This window comes from Halococcus hamelinensis 100A6 (assembly GCF_000336675.1).
Taxonomy (GTDB): Archaea; Halobacteriota; Halobacteria; order Halobacteriales; family Halococcaceae; genus Halococcus; species Halococcus hamelinensis.
In genome coordinates this window covers 110,663-128,288 of record NZ_AOMB01000041.1, presented here as the reverse complement: position 1 = coordinate 128,288, position 17,626 = coordinate 110,663, and the positions used below count along the sequence as shown (strand labels likewise).

At 67.6% G+C, this 17,626-nt stretch carries 15 protein-coding genes and 2 pseudogenes; 9 read left to right on the top strand and 8 right to left on the bottom strand.

What is annotated here, in order from left to right; genetic code table 11:
- Positions 1 to 19 precede the first annotated feature (19 nt).
- Entirely contained in the window at positions 20 to 304 is a 285-nt protein-coding gene (locus C447_RS14665) for a DUF7518 family protein (protein WP_029601808.1), read from the bottom strand.
- Between the two features lie 131 nt (positions 305 to 435).
- On the opposite strand from C447_RS14665, the gene gatB reads away from it, so the two are divergent.
- From gatB to C447_RS14645, 4 genes and pseudogenes are all read left to right on the top strand, one after another.
- The gene (gatB, locus tag C447_RS14660; RefSeq protein ID WP_007695274.1) at positions 436 to 1,923 is read left to right on the top strand and encodes an Asp-tRNA(Asn)/Glu-tRNA(Gln) amidotransferase subunit GatB; all 1,488 of its coding nucleotides are present in this window, start codon (positions 436 to 438) and stop codon (positions 1,921 to 1,923) included.
- 804 nt (positions 1,924 to 2,727) lie between these two features.
- Positions 2,728 to 2,835, top strand: a pseudogene (locus C447_RS14655) (tryptophan synthase subunit beta); the annotation flags it as partial.
- 102 nt (positions 2,836 to 2,937) lie between these two features.
- Entirely contained in the window at positions 2,938 to 5,463 is a 2,526-nt protein-coding gene (locus C447_RS14650) for a DNA topoisomerase I (protein WP_007695272.1), read from the top strand.
- 61 nt (positions 5,464 to 5,524) lie between these two features.
- Entirely contained in the window at positions 5,525 to 6,229 is a 705-nt protein-coding gene (locus tag C447_RS14645) for a phosphoglycerol geranylgeranyltransferase (protein ID WP_007695270.1), read from the top strand.
- Between the two features lie 45 nt (positions 6,230 to 6,274).
- On the opposite strand, the gene C447_RS14640 is transcribed toward C447_RS14645, so the two are convergent.
- The 4 genes from C447_RS14640 to C447_RS14625 form a co-directional block, all read right to left on the bottom strand.
- The gene (locus C447_RS14640) at positions 6,275 to 6,787 is read right to left on the bottom strand and encodes an Lrp/AsnC family transcriptional regulator (protein WP_007695268.1); all 513 of its coding nucleotides are present in this window, start codon (positions 6,785 to 6,787) and stop codon (positions 6,275 to 6,277) included.
- Between the two features lie 52 nt (positions 6,788 to 6,839).
- Positions 6,840 to 9,008, bottom strand: a complete 2,169-nt coding sequence (locus C447_RS14635; RefSeq protein ID WP_007695266.1) for an amino acid permease — start codon at positions 9,006 to 9,008, stop codon at positions 6,840 to 6,842.
- Positions 9,005 to 9,532 carry an NAD-binding protein gene (locus tag C447_RS14630; RefSeq protein ID WP_010612177.1) on the bottom strand — a complete coding sequence of 176 codons (528 nt, stop codon included), beginning with the start codon at positions 9,530 to 9,532 and terminating at the stop codon, positions 9,005 to 9,007. The genes C447_RS14635 and C447_RS14630 overlap by 4 nt, the downstream gene beginning before the upstream one ends.
- Positions 9,533 to 9,859: 327 nt before the next feature.
- Positions 9,860 to 10,963: a zinc-binding dehydrogenase gene (locus C447_RS14625; protein WP_237713362.1), complete on the bottom strand. Its 1,104-nt coding sequence runs from the start codon at positions 10,961 to 10,963 to the stop codon at positions 9,860 to 9,862.
- Positions 10,964 to 11,082: 119 nt separating this feature from the next.
- Between C447_RS14625 and aspS the strand changes: the two genes are divergently transcribed.
- A complete protein-coding gene (gene aspS, locus C447_RS14620; protein WP_007695263.1) occupies positions 11,083 to 12,381 on the top strand; it encodes an aspartate--tRNA(Asn) ligase in 1,299 nt (432 codons plus the stop codon).
- A gap of 69 nt (positions 12,382 to 12,450) precedes the next feature.
- On the opposite strand, the gene C447_RS18370 is transcribed toward aspS, so the two are convergent.
- The gene (locus C447_RS18370; protein WP_193361366.1) at positions 12,451 to 12,669 is read right to left on the bottom strand and encodes a hypothetical protein; all 219 of its coding nucleotides are present in this window, start codon (positions 12,667 to 12,669) and stop codon (positions 12,451 to 12,453) included.
- Positions 12,670 to 12,985: 316 nt separating this feature from the next.
- Positions 12,986 to 13,289 (bottom strand): annotated as a pseudogene (locus C447_RS19010) (UPF0175 family protein).
- Between the two features lie 17 nt (positions 13,290 to 13,306).
- On the opposite strand from C447_RS19010, the gene C447_RS17785 reads away from it, so the two are divergent.
- Together C447_RS17785 and C447_RS14610 are read left to right on the top strand one after the other, a co-directional pair.
- Positions 13,307 to 13,546, top strand: a complete 240-nt coding sequence (locus C447_RS17785; RefSeq protein ID WP_152416176.1) for a hypothetical protein — start codon at positions 13,307 to 13,309, stop codon at positions 13,544 to 13,546.
- A complete protein-coding gene (locus tag C447_RS14610; RefSeq protein ID WP_007695259.1) occupies positions 13,547 to 14,734 on the top strand; it encodes an inorganic phosphate transporter in 1,188 nt (395 codons plus the stop codon).
- 21 nt (positions 14,735 to 14,755) lie between these two features.
- Here C447_RS14610 and C447_RS14605 read toward each other — a convergent pair whose 3' ends face one another.
- Positions 14,756 to 15,748: a formate/nitrite transporter family protein gene (locus tag C447_RS14605; protein ID WP_007695258.1), complete on the bottom strand. Its 993-nt coding sequence runs from the start codon at positions 15,746 to 15,748 to the stop codon at positions 14,756 to 14,758.
- 217 nt (positions 15,749 to 15,965) lie between these two features.
- Here C447_RS14605 and C447_RS14600 point away from each other — a divergent pair, with 217 nt between their 5' ends.
- Together C447_RS14600 and C447_RS14595 are read left to right on the top strand one after the other, a co-directional pair.
- Positions 15,966 to 16,826, top strand: a complete 861-nt coding sequence (locus C447_RS14600; protein WP_007695257.1) for a pantoate kinase — start codon at positions 15,966 to 15,968, stop codon at positions 16,824 to 16,826.
- Between the two features lie 53 nt (positions 16,827 to 16,879).
- Positions 16,880 to 17,626, top strand: a complete 747-nt coding sequence (locus C447_RS14595; protein WP_007695256.1) for a 4-phosphopantoate--beta-alanine ligase — start codon at positions 16,880 to 16,882, stop codon at positions 17,624 to 17,626.

The window sequence follows — 17,626 nt, the reverse complement described above, 5'->3', positions numbered from 1 at the left end:
GGGTGCTCGCGGGGGTGGCCTACGCCACGATGATGTCGTCCGCCTCCGGCGGTTCGGTGTCCTGAGTCTCGTGCTCCGTGGGGTTAGCTTCTTCGTTCGGCTCGTTCGTTTCACTCGTCTCGCTCGACCCGCCCTCCGTGACGCTCCCGACGCCGGCCTCGATGTACTCGTCGGTCGAGTCGTCTTCGTCCTCGACCTCGGCGAGCTGGGCCTTCGTCTGCATCAGCTCCTCGGTGAGACCGCTCACGGAGGCTTCGAGCTCTTCGACCCGCGATTCGAGCTTCTCGACGCGATTGCCGCTCATGGTGTCACGGGTCATTCCACGGGTATAAACGTGCGTCAGACACAGATCGAACCATTGACAGGTCGTCGGGCGAGGCCGGTCGAGTCGCCGGTCCCGGTACGTTTTAGCGGCCGCGGACGAACTGGCTTCCAATGACTGCTCAAGCCGTCGAGGCGCGCGAGTACAGCGTCGTGATCGGCCTCGAGGTCCACGTCCAGCTCGAAACGGAGAGCAAGATCTTCTGTGGCTGCAGCACCGATTTCGAGGACAGCGAACCGAACTCCCACACCTGTCCGACCTGCCTCGGGCTGCCCGGCGCGCTCCCGGTGCTCAACGAGGCCGCCGTCGAGGGGGCGCTCAAGCTCGCCGCCGCCATCGACGCCGACGTGCCCGAGGAGACCCGCTTTCACCGGAAGAACTACTACTACCCCGACCTCCCGAAGAACTTCCAGATCACCCAGTACGACCGGCCGCTCTGTCGGGACGGCGAACTCACCGTCACCGTCGAGGACGAAGAACGCACCATCGCGATCGAGCGTGCTCACCTCGAAGAGGACCCGGGGAGCCTCCAGCACGCCGGCGGCGGTATCGACACCGCCGACTACACCCGCGTCGACTACAACCGCGCCGGGGTTCCCCTCATGGAGATCGTCACCGAACCCGACTTCCGGAGCCCGAACGAGGTCCGGGCCTTCCTCGCCAAACTCACGGAGGTCCTCGAGTATCTCGGGGTCTTCGACAGCTCGCGCGACGGCTCGCTCCGGATCGACGCCAACATCTCGCTGGTGCCCGACGAGGAGGTCGGGGCCGACGGCAGTATCGGCACCGAGGCGCTCGCGGCGGCCAACCGCACGGAGGTCAAGAACATCTCCAGCCACCGAGGGGCCGAGAAGGCGCTGGCCTACGAGACGAGCCGGCAGAAGAACGCGCTCCAGCGTGGTCACACTGTGGAACAGGAGACCCGCCACTGGGACGAGGGTAAAGGGGTCACGCTCTCGATGCGCTCGAAGGAGGAGGAGAAGGACTACCGCTACTTCGCCGAGGCCGATCTGCCAGTGCTTCGGGTTTCGGAGTGGGCCGAGGAGGTCGAGATCCCGGAACTCCCCGACGCGCGCCGCGAGCGCTTCGGCGCGGAGTACGGCCTCTCCAGCGCGGAAGCGCGAAAGCTCACCTCCACCCGGGAGGTGGCGGACTTCTACGAGCGCGTGGCCGACCGCTTCGACCCCGACGTGGCGGCCTCGTGGGTCGCCGACACCCTCCTCGGCGAACTCAACTACCGCGACATGGCCGTCGCGGACATCGAGGGCCGCCTCGACGAGTTCGTCCACCTGATCGAGCTCGCCGAGGAGGGCGAGATCACCGAGAAGAACGCCGAGGAAGTGGTCCTCAGAGCGATGCTCGACGACGGCGACGGCCCGGACGAGGTCGTCGAACGCGAGGAACTCGGCAGGACGGACGAGGACGAGGTGGCGGCGGCGGTCTCGACGGCCGTCGAGGAGAACCCGGACGCGGTCGAGGACTACGAGAACGGCGAGGACGGCGCGCTCAACTTCCTCGTGGGTCAGGTGATGCAAGCGACTGGCGGGAGCGCCGACCCTGGTACGGTGAATCAGGCGCTCCGAGCCGAACTCGACGATTGATTCCTATCCCACTGGCTTCATCGAACCTTCAATAGATGATACAAACAACGTGCTGAATACGGATGAAGTCAGCAACGGGAGTAGCTCCCATTCGCCATCGATAAACTGACGCTAACTTTCAGTGAAGCGTGCGAGTATAGTGAGGAACGTACTGTCCGACTGGAGCTAATTACTGGCTTCTCTTGACTGCCAGTTGACCTCGCCGTCAGAGCCGGGGACATTTAGTCGGGCGTATTGAGGTGGAGTATCAGCCTCGGACCCGCCTCCACCCGGCATAAACGAGTAAGAGATCCCGTCCTCAGCGAACGATTCGACATGAGCTTTCAGTGTGACAGTGGTTCCAGCCGGGGCTGAGGCGAACCCTCTCCGAGTCTCGATCTCAGTCGATGAAACTACTTTTTCGAACTTTGCTGGTGATGAGCGATCAACTGTTGTGACCGTCACCGAGAGGTCCGATTCCGAGGTATTAGAGACCCACAGTGTCCCGCTTGGGAAATGTGGACCGGGTACATCCTGCCCACCCGTTGAGAACACGCCAGTACATCCACACGTCGCAACTGCTGTACCTACACTACTCGTCGTCAAGAACCGTCTTCTGGAGAGCACAGCCAATACTGACACTCTCTACACATAAGAATTCACGAAAAAAGCGGCTCTACCTCTACTGACAACTCTCCAGAACTCTTGAACCACTGGTCCGAGAGATACACTCTGTACCGAGCAGGTCAGTACCTCACTTGTAAACCTGACAACCGACTCGCACCCAATTCAGCACGCCTGACCATCAGTACTCGAGTGTCTCAGCAACTCGCGAAGGAGGTCGCCGCCGACCACGACACTATTATCGTGAACCTCAGCGGCCGGGGTGACAAGGACATGACGACCGCCGCCGAGCAGTTCGACCTCGGGTAGTCGCCGGTTCGCGGGCCCGTGTGCGCGCCCGGGCGGTTTCCCGAAAGGTTTAGTTATCGTATCGGTCTATCGTCCCCCAATGATCGACGGGGGAGGCGCACGATGGAGCTGATAATCACCGAGAAGGAGACCGCGGCGCGCAACATCGCCGATATCTTGAGCGGCGGCGGGGCGGACGTCGAGCGCCGCAACGGCGTCAACGTCTACAAGTGGGGCGGCCGACGGTGTGTCGGCCTCTCGGGCCACGTGGTCGAGAACGACTTCCCGCCCGAGTACGCCAACTGGCGCGACGTCCAACCCGTGGAACTCATCGACGCCGACGTGGTGGTCGAACCCCACGAGAGCCGCGAGAACATCGTCCGCACGCTCCGCCTGCTCGCCCGCGACGCCGATGGCGTCGTGATCGCGACCGACTACGACCGCGAGGGCGAGCTCATCGGCAAGGAGGCCCACGACCTCGTCCGGGACGTCTCGGACGCACCGGTCAAACGCGCGCGATTCTCGTCGTTCGCCGAGCGCGAGGTCAAGGAAGCCTTCTCGAACCTCGAAGACCTCGACTTCGACCTCGCGGCCGCAGGGGAAGCCCGCCAGGAGATAGACCTCGTGTGGGGGGCGGCGCTCACGCGCTTCCTCTCGCTGGCGGCGAAACAGCGCGGCGAGGACTTCATTAGTGTTGGTCGGGTCCAGTCCCCCACCCTCAAGCTCATCGTGGATCGCGAGCGCGAGATCGAGGCCTTCGACCCCGAGACCTACTGGGAGCTCTTCGCCGACCTCGCAACGGACGAGGCCGCGTTCGAGGTCCAGTACTTCGACGCGAACGAGGGGCGCGGGACGGATCGAGTCTGGGACGAGTCGCTCGCCGAGTCGGTCTACGAAGCGCTTCAGGAGACGAGCACGGCGACCGTCGAGAAGGTCTCTCGACGGACCCGGACGGACGACCCACCGGACCCGTTCAACACCACCCAGTACATCCGGGCGGCGGGCTCGCTGGGTTACTCGGCGAGCCGCGCGATGAGCCTCGCCGAGGAGCTCTACACCTCGGGCTACATCACCTACCCGCGGACGGACAACACGGTCTACCCCGACGACCTCGACATCGAGGACCTCCTCTCCGACCTCTCGACCCACCGCGAGTTCGGCGAGGACGCCGAGGACCTGCTCGACGGCGACTGTACCCCTACTGAGGGCGACGAGGAGACTACCGACCACCCGCCGATCCATCCCACGGGCGAGCTTCCGTCGGGCTCGGCGCTCGGCGACGACGAACGCGAGATCTACGAACTCGTCGTCCGGCGGTTCCTCGCGACGGTGGCCGACCCCGCCGAGTGGGAACACCTCCAGGTCACGGCCCGCGTCGGCGACCACAGCCTGAAGGCCAACGGCAAGCGCCTCGTCGAGCCGGGCTACCACGCCGTCTACCCCTACTTCAACACCAGCGAGAATCACGTCCCGGACCTCGACGAGGGCGAGGAGCTGCCAGTGGAGGACGTCCGCCTCGACGAGAAGGAGACCCAGCCGCCCCGTCGGCGCGGCCAGTCGAGGCTCATCGAGCGGATGGAGGAGATGGGCATCGGCACCAAGGCCACCCGCCACAACACCATCGAGAAGCTCTACGACCGGGGCTACATCGAGAGCGACCCGCCGCGACCGACCCGGCTCGCGCGCGCGGTAGTGGACGCCGGCGAGCAGTACGCCGACCTCGTGGTGAGCGAAGCGATGACGAGCCGGCTGGAGAAGGACATGGCCGCCATCGCCGACGGCGAGATCAGTTTGGACGAGGTCACCGAGGAGTCCCGCGAGATGCTCGCGGCCGTCTTCGAGGAGCTCCACGCCTCGCGCGAGGAACTCGGAAACGACCTCCGGAAGTCCCTGAAGGCGGACAAGACCCTCGGGCCGTGTCCCGAGTGTGGGGCCGACCTCCTCGTTCGACAGAGCCGCTACGGCTCGCACTTCGTCGGCTGTGACGGCTATCCCGACTGCGAGTTCACCCTGCCGCTCCCCTCCTCCGGCAAACCCCTCATCCTCGACGAGACCTGCGAGGACCACGATCTTCGGACGGTCAAGATCCTGAACGGCCGGAGCACGTTCGTCCACGGCTGTCCGATGTGTGCCGCCGAGGAGGCCGACGCCGAGGCCGACGTGGTGATCGGTGAGTGTCCCGAGTGTGGGGATGGCGCGGCGTCGGAGACGCCGCGAGGCGAAGGCGACGAAGCCGCCGAAGCGGGCGGCGAACTCGCGATCAAGACCCTCAGGACGGGCTCGCGGCTCGTCGGCTGTACCCGCTACCCCGACTGTGAGTACTCGCTGCCCCTGCCGCGGCGCGGCGAGATCGAGATCACCGACGAGCGCTGCGACGAGCACGACCTCCCCGAACTCGTCGTCCACAGTGGCGACGAGCCGTGGGAGCTCGGCTGTCCGATCTGCAACTACCGCGAGTACCAGGCGCGCCAGTCGGTGGCCGACCTCGTCGACATCGACGGCGTGGGCGAGAAGACCGTCGAGAAGCTCGCGGCGGTGGGCATCGAGACCCTCGACGACCTCCGCGAGAGCGAGGCCGACACCGTGGCCGCCGAGGTCCAGGGTGTGAGCGCCGACAGCGTCCGAACCTGGCAGGCGAAGGCCGACTGACCCCGCCCGAGTCGTCTCGGGGATCGAAGGCGTTTAGGTAGCGCTCGGACGTGGAACGGGTATGACTGGGCCGTGGGACGAGTGGGACCACATCGTGAAGATCGACCCCGACAAGGACCTCGTCGACGGCGAGACTTACGACGACGTCTGTGAGACCGGCACCGACGCCATCGAGATCGGCGGCACGACCGGTATCACCGAGGAGAAGATGGAGGCGGTGATCGACGCGTGCGCCGCCCACGACGTCCCGCTGTACGTCGAACCCGGGATCTCGGCGACCGTCGTCCACTCCGAGGAGCTCTCGGGCTATCTCGTTCCCATCGTGTTCAACGCCGGCGACATCGCGTGGATGACCGGCGCGCACAAGGAGTGGGTCCGGATGGACTCGGACATCGACTGGGACCGAACCGGGACCGAGGCGTACATCGTGCTCAACCCCGAGTCCTCGGTGGCGGAGTACACCCAGGCGAACTGCGACCTCGACGCCGAGGAGGTCGCGGCCTACGCCACGGTCGCCGAACGGATGTTCGGCCAGGAGATAATCTACATCGAGTACTCGGGCACCTTCGGGGACCCCGAGATCGTCGCGAGCGCGGCCGACGCGCTGGATTCGGCCACCCTGTTCTACGGCGGCGGCGTCCACGACTACGAGACGGCCCACGAGATGGGGACCCACGCCGACACCGTGATCGTGGGCGACCTCGTCCACGACGCGGGCTGTGATGCGGTTCGGGAGACGGTTCGGGGCGCGAACGACGCGTCGTAGTTCGGCTGCTGACGGGGGACCTCCGGAATCGAGGACGGGATCGCCTTACTCCGATTCCGATTCCGCGCCCGTATCAGAAGCTTCCGCCGGGTCGCTCGTCTCGTCGAACCAGTGGAGCGGACAGGTGTACTCGTTGTGGACGAGTTCCTCCTCGACGATCTCGAGCCCGAGCGCCGAGAGGTCCCGGCCGATCCGGCTCAGGTCGTCGCCGTCCCGGCCGACCGCGACGACGTGGACGTTCTCCTCGCCGGTCATGAGTTCGCGCGCCGAGACGACTCCCGGAACCGTGAGCGCTTCGCGCGCGAGCCGTTCGCGTTCGGGTATCGGCGCGGTACAGAAGATCAGGGTGAACAGCTGATAGCCGGCCACCTCGTAGTCGACGTCGAGGTGGCTCCCCCGGATCACGCCGTCGGCTTCGAGGCTCGCGATCCGGTTGCGAACCGTGCTCGGCGAGACGCCGTAGTCGGTGGCGATCTGGGCGGCGGAGGTGCTTCGGGCGTCGCCCTGGAGGCGATAGATGATGTACCGGTCCATCTCGTCGAGTTCACGGGACGGCATACGACCGGTAGGCGGCCGCGGCCGGGAAAGGACTTGTCGTTGGCCACGGGCGCTACAACAGCCAGCGTTCGAGCAGCCGCTGCAGCCGACCGGTGGGTGTCACCCCCCGCGGACGAACCACGAGCACCGGTCGGTCGGTCTCGGCGACGAGCGAGCGGTTTCCGGCCGCGACCACGAACACGTCGGCGTCGGCATCGGCTTTCCCGCCGTCCGTCCGGACGAAGCCGGTCCGAACCGGTGCCGAACACACCTCGGCGATCGCCTCGTGGTAGTCGGCGAGCGCCCGCTGGCGCGAGTCGTTGGGTCGGTCGTCGACGGTGTACTCGAAGCGGACCGTCGCGCCGTGCGCCATCGCGACCGCGTCGGCGACCGCCACCTTCATCGGGTCGTACGGACCCTCGTCCGTGAGCACGGTCACGGTTTCGACGTTCGTGAACCCGTTCTCCGGGTCGTCCACGACGACCGCCTCACAGTCGGTGTGGGCGAGCACCCAGTCGGCGTCAGAGTCGAACACCCGGTCGCGGAGCCCCCGCGACCGATAGCCGAGCACCAGCACGTCGGGGTCGCGGTCGGTGACGGCGTTCGCGACCGCGTGACGGGTGTCGTGGCTCACGGTCTCGTGGGCCCGGACCGGCACGTCGAAATCGGCTCCGAGCGCCTCGATCCGCTCCTCGAAGGCCAGGTCCCCCTCCGAGGGATCGGTGGCCGCGGGCAGCGGCACCTGGTCGGCCACCTCGTCGAACCGGACCACCGTCACCGAGCCGTCCTGCACGCGCGCGAGGTCGGTCGCGACCCCGATCAGCCCCCGCTCGTGGGCCGGGTCGGTCGTCTCGGGAACCGCGACCATCGCCTCGTAGCCCCCGGCCGGCGCGATGGCGTTCCGGGTGCGCACGACGCTCCGGCGACCGACCTCGCGGCGCACGGCGTCGACGGCCGCCCCGTCGCGGTCGACGCGACGGCGGCCGTAGCCGAGGTACCACGCCACGCCCGCGAGCGTGATGACCACCGAACCGAGCAGCGGAACGGTTCCCATCTGGGTCAACAGCACGAGCCCGCCGACCACGCCCACGACTTGTATCCACGGGTACAGCGGCGAGTGGAAGGTGGGTTCGTAGGGCATGGTACCGCGACGGAACGCGACGATCGCGACGTTCACCAGCACGAAGACGAGGATCTGGAACGCGCTCGCGAGTTTGGCGATGTCCTGGATCGGCACGAACGCGATCAGGAGGAGCAGGACGACCCCCGTGACCGTGATCGAGTTGCTCGGGGTGTTGAACCGCTCGCTGATCTCGCCCAGCGAGGGCGGTGCGAGGTTGTCCCGACTCATCGCGAGCGGGTAGCGCGACGACGAGAGCACACCCGCGTTGGCGGTGCTCACGAGCGCGAGCAGCGCCGCGACCACGACCGCGAGAACCCCTATCGGCCCGAGCGCGACGTCCGCGGCGAGCGCCATCGGCGCGCTCGTGTCCCCGAGCGTATCGAGGTCGGTGACGCCGAGCAGCACGAACACGATCAGGATGTAGAGGACGGTGGTGAACGCGAGCGAGCCGAGGATCCCGAGCGGGACGTTCCGTCCGGGGTTCTCGATCTCCTCGGCGACGCTCGCGACCTTCGTCACGCCCGCGTAGGAGACGAACACCAGTCCTGTGGCTTCGAGGATCCCGCCCGTCCCGCTGGCGAAGAAGCCCTCGTAGTTGGTGAGCGAGACCGACGGCAGCCCGCCGATCGCGAACCAGCCGAGCGCGACCAACATCACGCCGACGATGACGACCTGGAGCTGGCCGGTCTGTTTCGCGCCGAGCACGTTGACGGCGACGAGGATAATCGCGAGCGTCAGCGCGAGCGGCGTCGTGATCCACTGGGGGACCTCGAAGAGGTAGAGAAGGTAGGGGACGCCGCCGACGAGCGCGAGCGCGCCCTTGAACGAGAGCGCGAACCAGGTCCCGATCCCGGCGACCGTCCCGAGCAGCGGCCCCATCCCGCGCTCGATGAAAAGGTAGGTCCCGCCGGATTCGGGCATCGCGGTCGCCATCTCGGACTTCGAGAGCGCCGCCGGCACCACCAGCAGGCCGGCGATGAGGTACGCGAGCACGACGGCCGGCCCGGCGATGTCGACCGCGAGGGCGGGCAGGATGAAGATCCCGCTCCCGATCATCGCGCCGATGCTGATCGCGAGCACCGACGGCAGACCGAGGTCGCGTTCGAGCCCCTTCGTCATTCGTGCGGCTCCACTCGCCCGCCATCGGACCTGAGTCGCGTGCGGTCGTCAGTTCGGGACGGCTCGTCCGTCTCGTGCGACTCGCTCGACGTCTCGGTCGCGCGCTCGCGCGTCGCAGCCCGTGGCTCGCGCCGACGCGCGTCGAGCACGCCGGTCAGCGTGCCCGTGACACAGACCGGTTCGATCCCGGCCTCCGCGAACGCGTCGAGGTTCGCGGGGTCGTTCACCAGCGCGACCACGCGCTTCACCCGTCTGAGACGGAGGAACTGCCCGACGAGGAGGTTGTGTCCGTCCTCGGGAGAGACCACCAGCGCGACGTCGGCCCGTTCGATCGCGTCGTCGTCGAACGTGCCCGCCCGACCCACGTCCACCGTCCGGGCGTCGACCCCCGCATCGCTCGCCCGCTCGACCGCGTGTTCGTTCTCGGCGAGGAACATCACTCCACCGCCGTCGGCCGCGATCCGCGACGCGAGCGCGTCCCCGATGGATCCACCTCCATCGACCACCACCACGTCAGTTACCATCTTGAATCGTTCTCCATATCTATATCTACGCACGAATCAAGATAAGAAGCACGGTATTTTTGCGGATTCGCCACGATACCGCGTGTTCGACCGTGGAGGATGGCTCCGGGTCGGTGCGGGTTCGTGGGCTCGCGTTTCGAGTGGTCGGGCTGGAGAGCGGTAGCTAACAGAACGACCGCCTTCGAGCCTCGCTGGGCAAAACAGGAGTCAGCACGAGGGAACGTGGGCGACGCCCGGACGAACCCGCCCCGTCGTTTCCGTTACCGGAATCGTCGTCTCGGATCGTCGAGAACCAGGTGTCGACGTCCTTCCGGCTGGGTCGGCGGCTCAGTCGCGTTCGGGAACCAGCGATCCCCGCGTCACGCTCCGGTCGTTGGACGCCTGGAGCGCTTCTTGGACGTCTTCGAGAGCGAAATCGGCGTCGAGGAGGTCCGCGAACGGGTAGTCGTCCTCGTGGGCTTCCAGGAATTCGAGCGCCTCGCGGAGATACCACGGGTCGTATCGCATCGTCGAGACGATGTCGATGGATTTGCGGGTGAGTTTGCCCGGGTCGAAGTCGGTCGTCTCGCCGGGCACGATGTTCCCCATCTCGAGGTAGCGCCCGCCCTTTCGGAGCAGCTCGACCCCCTCGCTGAACGCGTCGGGGACGCCGGTGACCTCGACGGCGACGTCCGCACCGAGCCCGTCGGTCAGCTCCCGAACCCGCTCGGCCCGTTCCTCGACGGTTCCGTACTCGTCCATGTCGATGGTGTGGTCGGCACCGAACCGCCGCGCCAGGTCGAGCCGCTCGTCGACCCCGTCGATGACGATGGTCTCGGCACCGCTCTCGGCCGCGACGGCGAGCGCGTTCAACCCGAGTCCGCCCGCGCCCTGGACCACGACGGTGTCGTCGTGACTCAGTCCAACTTCGTCGAAGCCGAAGAGGACCTGCGAGAGCGCACAGTTCGCGCTCGCGGCGGCCTTGTCGCCCACGCCGTCGGGCACGCGGTAGAAGTACTGGTCGGGGCTGACGTAGTAGTGGGTCGCGAACGTCCCCGTGAAGTGTGGGTGCTGGGTCGGGTTCTTCGACCACTCCCGGTAGGCGTTCGCACACTGGCCGAACTGGCCCCGGCCACAGTACGCACACTCCCCGCAGGTGATGAAGTACGCGGGGGCGATGTAGTCGCCCACCTCGATGGGTTCCCCGGCACGGTCGGTCGTCACGCCGTCGCCGAGTTCGACCACGCGGCAGAGCGCCTCGTGGCCGAGGCTTCCGTCCGTGATGAGCGGGTGGTTGCCCGACCAGATGTGGAGTTCGGAGCCACAGATGTTGGCCCGGACGACCTCGGTGAGCACCGCACCCGGTTCCGGCGTCGGGAGTCTATAACTATTCGTCTCGACCACCTTCGGCGATTCGAGGGAGACGACGCGTCCGTGAGCAGTGGATGGCACGGGTGAACACACCGTTCGGCGGGGTAAAACGGGTCGGGTTCGGCCCACCTGGGGTCGCACTCCCCGGGGTGATTCGTCGAAACCGACGGCGTTTACAACCACGGCTTCGCATCCCGTGTATGAACGACCGAACCGAGACGGCGGCGGCGGAGCCGGGCGAGACGGTGACGATCGCTGGCTGGGCCCACGAGATCCGCGACCTGGGCGGGATCGCCTTCCTGATCGTGCGCGACCGCACCGGGAAGATCCAGGTCAAGTTCGAGAAGGACGCGATGGACGACGACCTCGTCGAGACGGGGACCGAGGTGAGCCGCGAGAGCGTCGTCTCGGTCACCGGGGCCGTCGAGGAGGAGGAACGCGCGCCGACGGGCGTCGAGGTGGTGCCCGAGTCGGTGGAGGTCCTCGCCCCTGCCGAGCCGGGACTCCCGCTCGACCCCTCCGAGAAGGTCGACGCCGAACTCCCCACGCGGCTCGACAACCGGACCCTCGACCTCCGGCGCGACGAAGCCAAGGCGATCTTCGAGATCCGCGCCGAGATTCTCAGAGCGGCCCGCGAGGCCTTCCGAGAGCTCGGCGGCACCGAGATCACCACGCCGAAGATCGTCGCCACGGGGACGGAGGGCGGGACCGAACTCTTCCCGATCACCTACTTCGGGCGCGAGGCGTTCATGAACCAGTCCCCACAGTTGTTCAAACAGCTCATGGTCGGGAGCGGGCTTGAGCGCGTCTTCGAGATCGGCCCGATCTTCCGGGCCGAGGAGCACAACACGCCCCGCCACCTCAACGAGGCCACCTCGATCGACTTCGAGTCGGCCTTCATCGACCACGAGGAGGCGATGGACGCCTGCGAGCACGTGGTTCGCTCGGCCTACGAGGCCGTCGCCGAGAACTGTGAGTCACAGTTGGAAACCCTCGGCTACGAGGGGTTCGAAGCCCCCGAGGAGGCGTTCCCCCGTCTGACATACGAAGAAGCCATCGAGCGGATCAACGCCACCGGCGAGCTCGACGAACAGTTGGAGTGGGGCGACGACCTGCCCACCGAGGGCGAGCGCGCGCTCGGCGCGGACGTCGACGGCCACTACTTCATCACCGACTGGCCCTCGGAGATCAAGCCGTTCTACATCATGGACCACGACGACGGCGAGCTCTCGACTGGGTTCGACATGATGGCCCCCTCGATGGAGCTCGTCTCGGGCGGCCAGCGTGAACACCGCCACGACCACCTCGTCGAGGGCTTCGAACAGCAGGGGCTCGACCCCGAGGCCTTCGAGTACTACACCAAGATGTTCAAGTACGGGATGCCGCCCCACGCGGGCTGGGCCATCGGGGCCGAACGCCTCGTGATGACGATGCTCGACCTGCCGAACATCCGTGAGGCGGTTCTGTTCCCGCGGGATCGCCAACGTTTGAGCCCGTAGCGAAAACGTTGGGAGCCAGCGAGACGAACGGAGTGAGTCCCGCGAGATCGCCAGCGTCTGAGTCCGTGGTCAGTCGGGGTCGGCAGCGTCCTCGATGAGTTCGTCCGCGGTCTCGCGCAGCTCGCCGGTCATGTGCAACCCGTGGCGATCGATCGCTCGGGTCAGGTCCTTTGCGTCGTCCGGCGGGAGTCCTTCGTCGACCGCGCGAACGACGACACCGACCGTTCCCGTGGCGATCGCGCCGAGCCCGTCCGCGATGGTCCGAACTCGTCGGTCGTCGGAGACCACCCCAACGGAACGTCCGGCTTTGGTTTCGACGAGAACTGCGAGGACGACCTCGAAGTCGCCGTCGATTTCGGACTGGTCGAGGATCCGTTCCGCCTCGCCTCTCGCGTCCCCGATCGGTTCGTCGGACGAAACGAGTCCGTCCGAGGGAGTGCGGACTCTATCGTGGTCGTAGAATCATCGAGGTTGGTTCGTGCTGGCTCGGTCACGACTTCGTCGTCGACGGCGGGGAGCACCGCTGGATTCTGATCGAAGTTCAAGAGCAAGTCTAGCTCGCCGCTAGCTCCAAGTGAGAGAAGCGCCGTCGCATCGACGAGGATCACAGCTCTCGCGCGGCGTCGGCATCCCGTTCCAGGTCTTCCGGTGAGAGCTGGGTCGTCAGATTCCGGTCGCGGGCGATCTGTAGCCACTCGCCGAGCGAAACACCAGCTATCCGTGCGGCCTGATTCACCGAGATCGCACCGGTCTGGTTACCGTTCGACGGCGGTTCTGACACGAAGGTCGTGGAGCCCTTCCCGGAGCGCCTCTCGGATGGTCGTGCTTCGGTCCTCATCCAGCAGGTCGGCGACCTCCTCCAGCGCTTCGCGCTCCTCGTCGGGGATCCGAGCGCTTATCGACGGCACGTGTACGCTGTGCTACGGTGTATTCGGCGATCAGTCTGTGGGTCGGTCGGGGGGCGAAGGGTCGGCCTCGACGAACGGGTTTCACGACCTCCGTGGTCCGACAGCCCTATCACTTCGCCGCTGATGCCGACAGCAAGACCATGCGGGTGCCGGCGACGGATGTTTGTTCGGACGCGCTGAACAGTACCTCGATGAGTAATGTAGCGCTCGGCGATGAGGAACGGCGGGCCGCCGTCGATGGGGAGGACACGACGTAGATGGTTGCGCTCGGCACGATAGCCATCCTCGTCGTCGCGGTGCTCGCGAGCTTCTTCATGGCCTGGACGATCGGTGCGGGTTCGTCGGGGTCGACCCCGTTCGCGCCGGCGGTCGGCGCGCGCGCGATCTCGGTGATGCGGGCGGGCTTTCTGGTGGGCATTCTGGGGTTGCTCGGAGCGGTGCTTCAGGGGGCGAACGTCGCGGACGCGGTCGGCACGGGACTCGTCGGCGGACTCACGCTGTCGCCGACGGCCGCCACGGTCCTCCTGTTGCTCGCGGCGGTCCTCGTGGCGGTCGGGATCTTCACCGGCTACCCGATCGCCACCGCGTTCACGGTGACCGGGGCGGTCATCGGCGTCGGTCTCGGCCTCGGCGGCACCCCGGTCTGGCCGAAGTACATCGAGATCGGCGCGCTCTGGGTGCTCACTCCGTTCATCGGCGGCGGGGTCGCCTACGCCACCGCGCGGCTGCTCCGCGACGAGCGGATCCCCGAGCGCTACAGCATCCCGGTGCTCGGGGCGGTCATCGGCCTCATCGTCGCCAACATCCCCTTCACCCTGCTGGGGCCGGACGGCGGCGCGTCGATCGCGGTCGCGGCCACCCGCGACCTCTCGATGTCGTCGTTGGTCGGTATCGCGCTGGTCTCGGTCGTCGCCGCGGTCGCCGCCGCGGGGCTGCTGGCCTACGACATGTCGAGCGGTGTCGAAAGCGCCGAGCGCCGATTCCTGCTCGTGCTCGGCGGTCTCGTGGCGTTCTCGGCCGGCGGGAGTCAGGTCGGCCTCGCGGTCGGACCGCTGATCGCGGCGATGGAGGAAGCGTCGTTACCGATAACGCTTCCCCTGGTGGGGCTGTTGGTCTTCGGCGGCCTCGGCCTCCTCACGGGGTCGTGGATGGGCGCGCCGCGGATGATCAAGGCGATCGCACAGGACTACTCTTCGCTCGGTCCCCGGCGGTCCATCGCGGCGCTGATCCCCTCGTTCGCGATCGCACAGGCCGCCGTGGTCTTCGGGATCCCGGTCTCGTTCAACGAGATCATCGTGAGCGCCGTCGTGGGCAGCGGCTACGCGGCGGGCGGGGCGGGCGTCAGCGGCGCGAAAATGGGCTATACGGTCCTCGCCTGGCTCGGCTCGCTGGCGCTCGCGCTGGGGCTCGGCTATGGGATCATCACCGTCGTCGAACTGCTCTGAAGCCTGGGTTCTTGCGGGGAATCAATCGTTTTCGGGACCTGCCTGCTCCATGTCGATCGGGTCGCGGTCGCGACCGCCCCGCCAGCTGAACAGCCACTCGCGGGTCGAGAGCTGGCGGATCTCGGGAAACCGCCGACGTTCGGTCTGGCCGTAGTTCACCAGCGCCACGAGCACGACCCCGCCGACGGTGTTGCCGAGCAACACCGGGAGCCAGAACTCGGCGAACACTGCGAACAGCCCGGCGTCGCCGATGAAGACCGCGAACAGCGCGTCGGCGGCGGTGACGACGACGTGGTAGAGTTCGGTGGCGACGATGGTGTAGAAGACGACGTAGATCAGGAGCAGTCGGGCGATCGAGTCCCGGACGGCGTGGCCGAGCCACACCACGCCAGCGACCAGCCAGCCCGCGAACACCGCCTTGAAGAAGAGGTCCCACCAGCCGGTTTCGAGGCCCGACTGGGTGAACTCCGCGGCGGCCGCCATCGCCGGCGGCGAGAGCACGTGGGTGTGGGCGAGCACGAACACCCCGAGGGCTGCCCCGAGGACGTTGCCGACGAGGACGATGACCCAGACCCGGAGCATCAGGGGGAGGCTGGCGAGGCGGGCGAGAAAGAGCGCCACAGGGGGCAGGGTGTTCTCGGTGTAGAGCTGATAGCGCCCGAGGATGATGTAGATGAACCCGATGGGGTAGAGCAGCGAGGCGAGCAGGGTGTTCTCGGGGAAGTACGCGGTCAGCGCGGCGTGGGCGACGAAGGTGAGGACGATCGCGAAGCCCGCCGCGAGCCCGCTGAAGAAGAGTTCGCGCGCGCCGGTCGAGACCTCCTCGTCGGCGGTGGCGAGCACGCGCTGGAAGATCTCCTCCGAGGAGAACCGGTCGCCGATCGCCCAGCCTGCGTTCGGCGCACCCGAGGCGGCGTGGGCGGTCGACTCGCGGATCGGGTCCCCCTCGTCGGGTGCCTCGGCCGAACCCTCTCGGTCCCGGTCGTCCTCGGGGCTCCCGTCGTTCACCGGCACACACGCGCCCCCCGGCAGTATCGTTCGTCGTCACGACCGTGAAAGAACGGTCTCGTCGGGTTCGGTTTCGGCATTCGGTAGCCGGAGACAGTGCCGATCGATACAAAGCGCTATCGCCGGCGGGTGCAGGCGCTTCGGCCGGAGGGGAACCGAGTTCGGGCAAACCGACCCGACGTCCGAACGGGCGGCTTATCCCGACCGCCGCCGAGGCTGGGATATGACGCGGAGCCGTGTCCGGGGTAGCGCCACGACCGACCGCCCGCGGGCGTTCGTCCCCGGTCACGTCACGGGGTTTTTCAGCGTCCATCGGCGTTCGGAGCCCCGAAAGACGGGATCCCGAGGCGTCGGCCTCGCGCTCACCGACGGCGTGACGGTCGAACTCCACCCCGCCGACGAACCCGAAGTGGTCCTCGACGGCGACCCCATCGAGATGGAGGCCGTAACCCGCACGCTCGACGCGCTCGGGGTCACGGCACGTGCGGTCGTCGAACCCTCGGTCCCCGTCAGCGCGGGCTTCGGGGTCTCCGGCGGCGCGGCGCTCGGGACCGCGCTCGTCGCGAACGCGGCCTACGACCTCGCGCTCACCGAGAACGAACTCGTCGGGGTGGCCCACGCCGCCGAGGTCGAGGCGGGCACGGGCCTCGGCGACGTCGTGGCTCAGGCCCGCGGCGGGGTCCCACTCCGACTCGCGCCCGGCGCGCCCGCGGTGAACCGTCTCGACGGGCTCTCGGTGCCCGAAACCCGGATCGAGTACGTCTCGTTCGGGAGCCGCTCGACCGACGAGGTCATCGGCGGCGACGTCGAGACCCTCTCGACGGCGGGCGAGCGCGCGCTCGACGCGCTGCTCGACGAACCGACGCTCCCGCGGGCGCTCTCGCTCTCGCGGTCGTTCGCGATCGAGGCCGACCTGCTCACGCCGCCCGTCGAGGCGGCCATCGAGGCCGTCGGCGAGGCGGGCGGCGAGGCCGCGATGGCGATGCTCGGCGAGACCGTGGTCGCGCCCGGCGAGGGCCTCTCGGCGGCGGGCTACGACCCGGTCGTCTGCGAACTCGACCCGTGTGGCGCGCGGCTGGTCTGACCGCCCGGGGCACGGAACGGTCGATTTTTCCCGATTCATCACGAATTCGTGGTATGAGCCACACGGCGGTCCCCGACGACCATCCCCGGAGCGCGTCGCTCCGGACCCGCCACCGGATCGAGGCGGGCATCGACGCCGGGATCACGAGTCGACAGGGGCTGATCGCGGAGGGCCGCGGCGAGGCCTTCGACTACCTCATCGGCGAACGGACCATCGAGAGCGCCGCCGCCGCCGAACGTGCCGCCGCCGCCCACCTCCTCCGCGCGGAGTCGCCCGTGGTCTCCGTCAACGGCAACGTCGCGGCGCTCGCGCCAGAGGCGGTGGTCGACCTCGCCGACGCCACGGGTGCGGCGATCGAGGTCAACCTCTTCAACCGAACCGAGGCGCGGATGGACGCGATCGCCGACCACCTCCGCGACCACGGGGCGAGCGAGGTGAAGGGACTCACCGCCGACGCACGGATCCCCGGGCTGTCCCACGAGCGCGGCAAGGTCGATGCCGACGGGATCCACGCCGCCGACGTGGTGTTGGTCCCCCTCGAAGACGGCGACCGCGCCGCGGCGCTCGCGGAGATGGGGAAAACCGAGATCGTGGTGGACCTCAACCCGCTGTCGCGCTCGCCCCAGGCCGCCGCCGTCCCCGTGGTCGACAACCTCGTCCGTGCGCTCCCGGCCATCACCGAGCACGCCCGCGACCTCCGCGACCGGCCCGAGGAGTGGGACGCGATAATCGAGGGCTTCGACCGCGAGGCGGCGCTCGCCGACGCCGAGCGGGCCATTCGATCCGGCCAGCTAGAGTAA

Excerpts from the sequence above, each read along its gene's own strand:
- C447_RS14665 (WP_029601808.1), bottom strand. The coding sequence starts at position 304 with ATGAGCGGCAATCGCGTCGAGAAGCTCGAATCGCGGGTCGAAGAGCTC.
- gatB (WP_007695274.1), top strand. The coding sequence starts at position 436 with ATGACTGCTCAAGCCGTCGAGGCGCGCGAGTACAGCGTCGTGATCGGC.
- C447_RS14650 (WP_007695272.1), top strand. The coding sequence starts at position 2,938 with ATGGAGCTGATAATCACCGAGAAGGAGACCGCGGCGCGCAACATCGCC.
- C447_RS14645 (WP_007695270.1), top strand. The coding sequence starts at position 5,525 with ATGACTGGGCCGTGGGACGAGTGGGACCACATCGTGAAGATCGACCCC.
- C447_RS14640 (WP_007695268.1), bottom strand. The coding sequence starts at position 6,787 with ATGCCGTCCCGTGAACTCGACGAGATGGACCGGTACATCATCTATCGC.
- C447_RS14635 (WP_007695266.1), bottom strand. The coding sequence starts at position 9,008 with ATGACGAAGGGGCTCGAACGCGACCTCGGTCTGCCGTCGGTGCTCGCG.
- C447_RS14630 (WP_010612177.1), bottom strand. The coding sequence starts at position 9,532 with ATGGTAACTGACGTGGTGGTGGTCGATGGAGGTGGATCCATCGGGGAC.
- aspS (WP_007695263.1), top strand. The coding sequence starts at position 11,083 with ATGAACGACCGAACCGAGACGGCGGCGGCGGAGCCGGGCGAGACGGTG.
- C447_RS14610 (WP_007695259.1), top strand. The coding sequence starts at position 13,547 with ATGGTTGCGCTCGGCACGATAGCCATCCTCGTCGTCGCGGTGCTCGCG.
- C447_RS14600 (WP_007695257.1), top strand. The coding sequence starts at position 15,966 with ATGACGCGGAGCCGTGTCCGGGGTAGCGCCACGACCGACCGCCCGCGG.
- C447_RS14595 (WP_007695256.1), top strand. The coding sequence starts at position 16,880 with ATGAGCCACACGGCGGTCCCCGACGACCATCCCCGGAGCGCGTCGCTC.